11 protein-coding genes are annotated in these 7,761 nt (G+C 68.3%); 4 read left to right on the plus strand and 7 right to left on the minus strand.

What is annotated here, in order from left to right; genetic code table 11:
• Positions 1–82: 82 nt before the first annotated feature.
• On the minus strand, positions 83–361 hold the full coding sequence (locus tag ACFYOS_RS36110; RefSeq protein ID WP_387151757.1) for a hypothetical protein: 279 nt from the start codon (positions 359–361) through the stop codon (positions 83–85).
• Positions 362–407: 46 nt separating this feature from the next.
• Between ACFYOS_RS36110 and ACFYOS_RS36115 the strand changes: the two genes are divergently transcribed.
• Together ACFYOS_RS36115 and ACFYOS_RS36120 are read left to right on the plus strand one after the other, a co-directional pair.
• Positions 408–689: a hypothetical protein gene (locus ACFYOS_RS36115; protein WP_387151760.1), complete on the plus strand. Its 282-nt coding sequence runs from the start codon at positions 408–410 to the stop codon at positions 687–689.
• A gap of 65 nt (positions 690–754) precedes the next feature.
• The gene (locus ACFYOS_RS36120) at positions 755–1,150 is read left to right on the plus strand and encodes a VOC family protein (protein ID WP_387151763.1); all 396 of its coding nucleotides are present in this window, start codon (positions 755–757) and stop codon (positions 1,148–1,150) included.
• Between the two features lie 118 nt (positions 1,151–1,268).
• On the opposite strand, the gene ACFYOS_RS36125 is transcribed toward ACFYOS_RS36120, so the two are convergent.
• Positions 1,269–1,793, minus strand: a complete 525-nt coding sequence (locus tag ACFYOS_RS36125) for an HAD domain-containing protein (protein ID WP_387151785.1) — start codon at positions 1,791–1,793, stop codon at positions 1,269–1,271.
• 231 nt (positions 1,794–2,024) lie between these two features.
• Complete coding sequence (locus ACFYOS_RS36130) at positions 2,025–2,519, minus strand: DinB family protein (protein WP_387151766.1); 495 nt, start codon at positions 2,517–2,519, stop codon at positions 2,025–2,027.
• Positions 2,520–2,810: 291 nt separating this feature from the next.
• Here ACFYOS_RS36130 and ACFYOS_RS36135 point away from each other — a divergent pair, with 291 nt between their 5' ends.
• Both ACFYOS_RS36135 and ACFYOS_RS36140 read left to right on the plus strand, forming a co-directional pair.
• Complete coding sequence (locus tag ACFYOS_RS36135) at positions 2,811–3,461, plus strand: HAD family hydrolase (RefSeq protein WP_387151768.1); 651 nt, start codon at positions 2,811–2,813, stop codon at positions 3,459–3,461.
• Positions 3,462–3,505: 44 nt separating this feature from the next.
• Entirely contained in the window at positions 3,506–4,105 is a 600-nt protein-coding gene (locus ACFYOS_RS36140; protein WP_387151771.1) for a class I SAM-dependent methyltransferase, read from the plus strand.
• Positions 4,106–4,242: 137 nt separating this feature from the next.
• Here ACFYOS_RS36140 and ACFYOS_RS36145 read toward each other — a convergent pair whose 3' ends face one another.
• From ACFYOS_RS36145 to ACFYOS_RS36160, 4 genes are all read right to left on the minus strand, one after another.
• On the minus strand, positions 4,243–4,974 hold the full coding sequence (locus ACFYOS_RS36145) for a hypothetical protein (RefSeq protein ID WP_387151774.1): 732 nt from the start codon (positions 4,972–4,974) through the stop codon (positions 4,243–4,245).
• A 336-nt stretch (positions 4,975–5,310) separates the two neighbouring features.
• Positions 5,311–5,721, minus strand: a complete 411-nt coding sequence (locus ACFYOS_RS36150; RefSeq protein ID WP_387151776.1) for a hypothetical protein — start codon at positions 5,719–5,721, stop codon at positions 5,311–5,313.
• Positions 5,722–6,195: 474 nt separating this feature from the next.
• Positions 6,196–6,549: a transcriptional regulator gene (locus ACFYOS_RS36155; RefSeq protein WP_387151779.1), complete on the minus strand. Its 354-nt coding sequence runs from the start codon at positions 6,547–6,549 to the stop codon at positions 6,196–6,198.
• Positions 6,546–7,229 carry a hypothetical protein gene (locus ACFYOS_RS36160; RefSeq protein ID WP_387151782.1) on the minus strand — a complete coding sequence of 228 codons (684 nt, stop codon included), beginning with the start codon at positions 7,227–7,229 and terminating at the stop codon, positions 6,546–6,548. The genes ACFYOS_RS36155 and ACFYOS_RS36160 overlap by 4 nt, the downstream gene beginning before the upstream one ends.
• Positions 7,230–7,761: the final 532 nt, after the last annotated feature.

The raw sequence follows: 7,761 nt of genomic DNA on the forward strand, positions 1-7,761 counted from the left end.
GCCGCGATCTGGCACAACAGGGCCAACGGAGCACCCCTCACCAGGTCACTGATCGCCTACGACCACTGACCACGCTTAGGACTTACTCGTCTAGGACGTCGAGCACGTCGGGCCAGTCGAACAGGGCCACCAGGCGGGCGGCTCCGTCGGTGAGCACCGCGACTCGTCGGACGCTGACGAGCGGAACTTCCCCGGTGATGGCGTGCTGGGCTGCGAACGGGTCCGCGGCTGCCACCCAGTAGCCTCCGGGCTGGTGGCGGGCGGCCAACTCGGCGTGCCTCATCCGCAGCAGCGCCGCCTGCTTCTCGGCAGACCCGAACGGGTGCCGGTCGGCTTCCTCGCGTTCGGCGCGGGCGGCCACTCCGGCACGACCGTCGGCCCTCTGAGCTGCGTCGGGACGGCCGGATTTGAACCGCACCGAAGGTCGCGCCTACTTCGACGCGAAAAAGGCCGCCGGGAAGACCTCGATGGAAGCCATGCGCGCGCCGAAGCGGCGGCTGTCGAACGTCGTCTACGCCCGCATGGTCGCCGACCAGAAGCGCAGGCAGGCGGCGGATCCGGGAGGGCACTCGGGGACGACTCTGCTATCCAGCGTGACCGACCTGACCCCGGACATCGGCCCTTCGGACAAGCCACTTCCCGGACCCGCCACCAACCATCCTAGACCCCTGGTGCCGGCGGTGCCTTGAGCCATGAGGTGCGCGCGTCGGGTACAGAGTTCCCCCGCCTACGTTCGCCTTGCGATGATCCAGTGGTGACCTCTTACGTGTCCCACACCACCGTGGATTGTGCCGACGCCTACGCCTTGTCTCGTTGGTGGCAAGCCGTTCTCGACTACAGCGAGAACCCGGACGATCCGAACGAGCCCGGCCACGAGGAATGCATGATCTACTCCCGTGACGGGCGGCACCGCCTGCTCTTCATCGAGGTGCCGGAAGTTAAGCAGGTCAAGAACAGGATCCATCTCGACTTGCGTCCTGTCGACGGCACGCGCGACGCGGAGCTGGCGCGGCTGACCGAGCTCGGTGCGGCCGTCGTGGCTGACCGCCGCGAGGCCGACGGAACGGGATGGGTTGTGCTTGCCGATCCGGAAGGCAACGAGTTCTGCATTCTTAGGAGCGACGCCGAGATCGCTGGCGGGCGGCCATGACGGCGTTGGCCTCGCCCAGGCGGCCGGTCGCTACGTCCGCTCATCGGCGTCCGGACGGCATCCGGGCCAGCGCGGCGTGATGTTACGTAGCGCGGATGCGGCATCAGCGTGCAGGTGATCAAGCGGCGCCGTCAATCTGCCCGAGCCATCGACGGACCGCTGAGAAATCCGCTTCGGTCAGGCCCACGTATGGGTCGACACGTTGCAGCAGCGCCCGCACCGGGTGGTGTGCTGCTACCCATCGCCGGTCAGCATCAGTTATCTCGTCGTCAAGCCAGACGAATGGGCCGCCGGCTGCCCATCGGGTAAGGAATACGGTCTTCCAGTGCAGACCGTGCTCCGGATCCTCGTCGTCGTCCGGCCATTCGACGACCGACAGATCCGGAAGTCCGAGCCTTGGCGAGATGACCTCGTTTGCCTCCGCGATCCATGTCGTCGCCCAGACCAACTGGCATCCCAGTGCCAGCAGCCTCCGCCCGTCTTCTGGGTCAAGCCGATCGAGCAGCGGGTTGCCAGTGCCGTCCAGTGGCTGCACGGCGCCACCGCCCAAAGGACGCTCGCGGCTAACCGGCCGGGCTTTGAACGGGATCAGCGGTCCGTCAACATCGACGAAGATCAAGGGGCTGTTGGCGAGGCCGGCCATCACGCTCGAACCGTATCGTGGGCCAATCGGGGCTGAGCCAGGTGCGCGCACTCTCCCGGGAAGGACCGGCTGTTCGCTGCACGCACCCCTCGTAACACACCGGGACGCCCGGTCAGCGGCAGATAAATTTGTTCCTCACCGTCGTTTGGCCGATCTTTCGGGCCGGTGGTGTCCGAGCGCTCGACGAGGGTGCGTAGCACCGGATGGGGTGCGGCCCCGAACCGCGATTTCTTACCGACCGGTGACGCCGTCGATAAGCTCCCGCAGGATGTCGGCGTGACCGGCATGCCGGATGGTCTCGCTCGTCATGTGGGCGAGCACCCAGCGAAGCGTACGAGGCGCGTCACCGACCGGCTGCGCGGTGAGGACGTCCGGGCCGGCGGCTGCGCTGATGTGGGCGTCGCTCTCGGCGATCGCAGCCCGGTAGCCGGCGATGATCTGATCTGGGGACTGGTCTGGCTCGACCACCATGTCGAAGTCCACGTCGGCGTAGCGCGGGTCGCCGGCGAACGTGTAGCCGAACCAGTACCGTTCGGCGTCGGTCAGGTGCTGGACCAGGCCCAGCAGTGTGGTGTCGGAGACGACCAGGCGGCGCCGCAGCTGCTCCTCGCTCAAGCCCGCGACCTTCTTCAGCACGCATGATCGAGCGAAGGCCAAGAAGGCGAGGGCGGTGTCGAGCTCGCCACCGTCGTTGCGCGGCACGGCTTCACGTTGGGATTCGATCATGGCCCGACCTTACGTGATCGCCATCGGGGGAGGCAGGCACGGATGTCGTCTGAGCGGTTCCGACCAGACTCCCGCTCATCGCTGTTGCGGACGGCCCCGTCGAGCGGCCAACGCACGGCCAGCGGCAGAAGCGTGCGTCCTTCTCGGCCCCGGTCGTGCACCGGCCGCTGCTGCTGCCGCCCAACGTGGTCGACCTGCGAGTTGGCCGCCACCTCGGCGGTGACGGCGATCCGGCGCCTTCGGGGACCGTGGGTGCCAGGTTCGCCCTACCCACTCGACTAGCCTGTCCGGATGATCAATCCGATCGGGCTTGTCATCTTCGACTGCGATGGGGTACTGGTCGACAGCGAGCGCATCGCGGTCCGCGTCAACATCGCACTGGGTGCGGAACTGGGCTGGCCGCTGACCGAGGCAGAGGTCATCGAGCGCTTCATCGGCCGGTCCAGCATGTCCATCGGTGAACAGATCGCGGCCCGCCTCGGACAGGGCGTGGCTGCCACCTGGGCGGACCGGTTCGACCTAGCGCACCGCCAAGCGGTGGACGCCGGGCTGACCGCAGTTGACGGGATCAACGATGCGCTCGATGAGATCACCCGGCCGACGTGCGTGGCCTCCAGCGGTACCCACGAGAAGATGCGCCACACCCTGGGCCGCACCGGCCTGTATCCCCGCTTTGAGGGCCGCATCTTCAGCGCGACTGAGGTCGCCCAGGGCAAGCCCGCCCCCGACCTGTTCCTGCACGCGGCGGCGACGATGGGTGTCCCGCCCGCGGCGTGCGTCGTGGTCGAGGACAGCCAGTACGGAGTCCAAGCGGCCCGCGCCGCCGAGATGCGCTGCTTCGGCTATGCGGGCGGATTGACCCCCGCGCACCGGCTGGAAGGCCCGGACACGGTGGTCTTCGACGACATGCGCAAACTCCCGGCTCTGCTGGACGCAGCCTGACGCGCGACGACCACAGCATCAACCGCAGCACGGACGGAGCAGCCTTGGCGCTCATCAGCAGCACCGCAGGCTACGGCGAAGCTGCCGACACCCTGGCCGAACAGTACGAGAGCGTCTCGTTTGCCGACGTGCACAGAGATGTCCTGCACCTGTTCCCCACCGAGCCCAGCTCGATCCTGGACATCGGCGCGGGCACGGGCCGCGATGCGGCAGCCTTGTCCGACCTGGGCCACCGGGTCGTCGCCGTCGAGCCCACCCCTCAACTTCGCGCGCATGGTCAACGCATCCACGCCGCCAACGACATCGAATGGGTCGACGACGCCCTGCCCAACCTGACGGTGCTGAACAAGCGCGACCAACGCTTCAACCTGATCTTTCTAACCGCCGTCTGGATGCATCTCGACCCGCACGAGCGGTCGTCGGCGATGGAACACATCAGCGGCCTGCTTCTACCCGAGGGCCGCGTGGTCATCTCCCTGCGCCACGGCCCCGTACCTGCCGGGCGGCGGATGTACGACGTCTCGGCGGAGGAGACGGTCGCACTGGCCCGTCACTTCGGCCTACACCTCATCCACGGCTGTGAACGGGCGGACCCCCTCGGTCGCCACGACGTGCGCTGGAGCTACCTCGGCCTGCAGCTGTAACGAATTCGATTGCAGCCGGCGCCCGGCAGGGGGTCTGAAACGCTGGGGCACACGCCGCACAGGGACATCGACACGACCGAGCGCGACGCCCGACCAGCATTAGAAGAATGCGTGCTGGTCGAGGCAGGGCAACCGTGTCATAGGTTGTCGATGTAGATGACGACCGCGTCCGGCGGTGACGCCGGTCGCAGCACCGATGCCGGCTCGACGTCGGCGTACAGCCACATCTGGTGCGCTGTCCAGTTCAGGATCCCGCCGGTCTCGCGGGAGCCGCGATAGACGCCATGGTCGGGCTGGAGCGGCCAACCGCGGCCGCGGAGGTGTTCGACGAGCCGGGTCACGGTCGTTGTCCTGTCGGCATCATCGGCGGCCATCACCACGAACTCGGCTGTGCAGTTGCCGCTGCTGCCACCATCGGCGCAGGTGTCGGCCGACACCAGGCGCAGCGACGCCGGCAGCGGGAGGACCTCGTCGTCGCGGGCAGAGAACCGCAGCCTGCCGTCGCCGTCGTACCCGACGACGCCGAGCCCGCGGCCGCACAGCAGCACCACGGTTGCCAACGTCGCCATAGAGGCAACCCACTGAACTTTGCCCGCCGTCAGATTCCCCCCGGCGAGGCGAGGAGACGCGAAGGGGTGCACGCTCCGATCGATGACCAACGCGGCCAGGCACACGACGCCGACCAGCAACCACACCGCGAACCAGTCAAGCCATGCCGCGGCTACCAGGCTGCGGGGCCACTGCGAGACGGCGAACGCGGCGGCCTGCCCTGCGACGAAGACGACGCCGACAGCCACGCCGACGGCACGGCCGCTACGGGTGCCCCACGCCCAGGCGCCGACCACGATCAGGCCGCAGATCGCCGCCACTACAGCGACCATGGGCGCACCCTGCCCGAGCGCCAGGTACCGCAAGCGCAGCGCCGCCCGCAGTCAGCCACCAGCGCCAGCTGTTGCCCGCCACCATCGCCACGATGAAACCTAAGATCATCACCAAGGTGGTTGGCAACCGCCCTCACAACATCATTTGGGCGGCTCCTCCTATCCACAGGCCAAGCCAGGCGTGCACTGGCGCTGAACCGGCTATGGACGGCAGGTCGTGGTCCACGTCCGCTCATCGGCACGACCGCGCACCGGACGCTGCGTGCACACGTCACGTACCGTGACGCCCGTTCGGCGGCAGAAGCGTACGTTCGGTCAGCGACCTCAACGGCGCGCCGTGAGGGGCACGAGGACGAGGACGGCAATGCCAAGTGCCGTGGCGCCGACAGCCCACCACCAGAAGAAGCCCGAAAAGACCGAGGCGATCAGGAGCCCCACGCCGAGGCCGGCCAGCAGGCCGAGTCCGAACAAGGCCCGTGGGGGCAGGGCGAGGTATGGCAGGCGCCGTACCACGAGCACTTCCAGCCAGGTGCCGCCCAACGCCAGCAGTGCCGCGCCGACCCCGTCTACGGCGGATAGTCCGTGACCTTCGCTGATCGGCACGAGGACTGCGCCCTCGTCACCGGCGGGGACGAAGAGGATGAGCACGCCGGCGACGATGAGCAGAGCGGTGATTGCTACCTGGGCGCGTGGCGCACCCCCGATACCGTGAGACATCGCATCAGTCTTGGTCATCCGGCATTCTCTCGGCAGGAGCCGAATCGCCGAACATCGAAAGGCCGGCGGTAATCGCCGCGTCGTGATCCCGCCTTCCCCGCCCCGACCCGGCGCGATCCGCCGGCACCGACCAGCGGCAGATCCGTGTACCCGATCAAATGGTGTCGTTTGCCTGGTCGACTCGTCTCGGCGTCTGCGGAGGCTGTGGGTTGGACGCGCGTTGACCCAGCGCAGTGTGCCGAGGTCGCAGCCGCGACGAGTTGGTGACGTCGTTGCGGTTGCCGTCGGTGAGGATCACGGCCGGGGGAGATCCGGGCGGGACCTGTCGACGAGGTGCAGCGACACGGTGCGGCCCGGTGGGTGTGGGCAGCGTGAGCCGGCCGGGCGCGGCCGGCGTCGGGGCCGCCCACCCGCGGCCGGTGCCGCCGAGCGGCACGGCGACCCCGGTGGCGAGCGTGGCTGTGAGCAGGCGTCGGCGGGTCACTGCGGTGGTCATTGGTCCTTCGAGGTGCCGGTGGTCTCGACCCGCGCGATGAGCAGCTTGAGCCGCGCGATCTCGTCGGCGAGCGCGGTGTCGCCGGCGGCGGTGAGCGTGATCCAGGTCCGGCCGCGCTTTCCGGCGTACCCCTTCTCGATCTCGATCAGGCCGGCCGTCTCCAGCACGCCGAGGTGCTGGGAGAGGTTGCCGGCGGTCAGCTGCAGCTGGGTGCGCAGGTAGCCGAACTCGACTCGGCGGGCCTCGTGCGTGATGGCGAGAATGCCCAGGCGGACCCGCTGGTGCACCACGTCGTCCAGGCCGTTAACCGGGTGCTCGTGCGGGTCCGGGGCCCCGTCCTCGGCGGTCACCGGTGCCGCCGGCGGGCCAGCGCGAAGCCGATCGCGCCCAGCAGCAGCACGGTGCCGTTGATGGCCTGTTGCTGCAGCGAGTATCCCCAGTCGGCACCCCAGCCGAAGTTGATCGGCACCAGCACCACCGCCAGATATCCGAGGGTGAACGCCAGCAGCGCGACGTGGCGCTCCAGCCAGGCCAGCACCAGCAGCGCCACCCCGATCGTGCCCCACGGTGCGACCAGACGGTCCAGCAGGAGCGCCCAGTACGGAAGCGGGTGGGTCGGCACCGGGTGGCTGAGCAGGTACTGGCGCACCAGCAGCCCCGCGACGGTGTAGAGGACGGCCCCCGCGACGCCGGTGACCGCGTACGGCAGCACCCGGGCGCTCAGCCCCCGCGCCCGGGCGACCCGCACGTAGCAGACGGCGATCGCCGTGTAGGCCAGCAGCAGCGCAGGCGGCCAGTAAAACGCCGCGCCCCGATGCCAGACGCGGCACTCGGAGCCCTCGGGCTTGGGCACGCAGTGCACGTCGAGGAAGTACCAGTCGAACGCGATCCCCACGAAGGTCGCTGCGGCCAGCATCAGCAGCGCGAACCAGGTCACCCGCTGGTCGAGCCGCACCCGGCGGGCGAGGGCGTGCACGTCCGACAACAGCCGGCGGGGATCGTCGCCGGCGGGTACCGAGTTAGTGGTCATACCAATAGGTTTCCATAGCAAACCGATTTCCGCTAGTACAAGTTCCGGTGGTTGCCGCACAATCAGCCCGCAGCAGTACCAGCCCGCGCGAGTCTCGGCTCCGCGCAAGGGCGCGACACTTCAGTCATCGCACATCGACACCGGGATCAAGATCAGATGTCCGCTCACCGGCAGAGTCGGACGTCCGAGAGCCTGGTCGAACGCGCGCGTCGCGGCATGAGCGGTCACGCCGTGCCGCATCTGCGGACGAGGGGCGAACATCCGCGGCACTCAGGCCTGCTCGACCTCCCCATCTGCTCGCGGTTTGCCGGGGAGTCAAGAGGGCGAGTGTGCGTTTCGAAGGACGGAGGTCGATCCTTTCCTCAGTCACTACGCCGGGGCTGCCTTGAAAAGGAGTTTCCGGGATGGTGTCGTATCAAGGCGCAGCCCCTCGTGGAACTAGGTCGTGTCTCGTAGATCTTTAGGCTGGTTGATGCTATCCATTGTGGATGATCCGACGGCACGAGTTGACCGATGCCGAGTGGGCGCTGCT

This window comes from Micromonospora sp. NPDC005806, assembly GCF_042871425.1.
In the GTDB taxonomy this organism is placed as follows: domain Bacteria; phylum Actinomycetota; class Actinomycetes; order Mycobacteriales; family Micromonosporaceae; genus Micromonospora.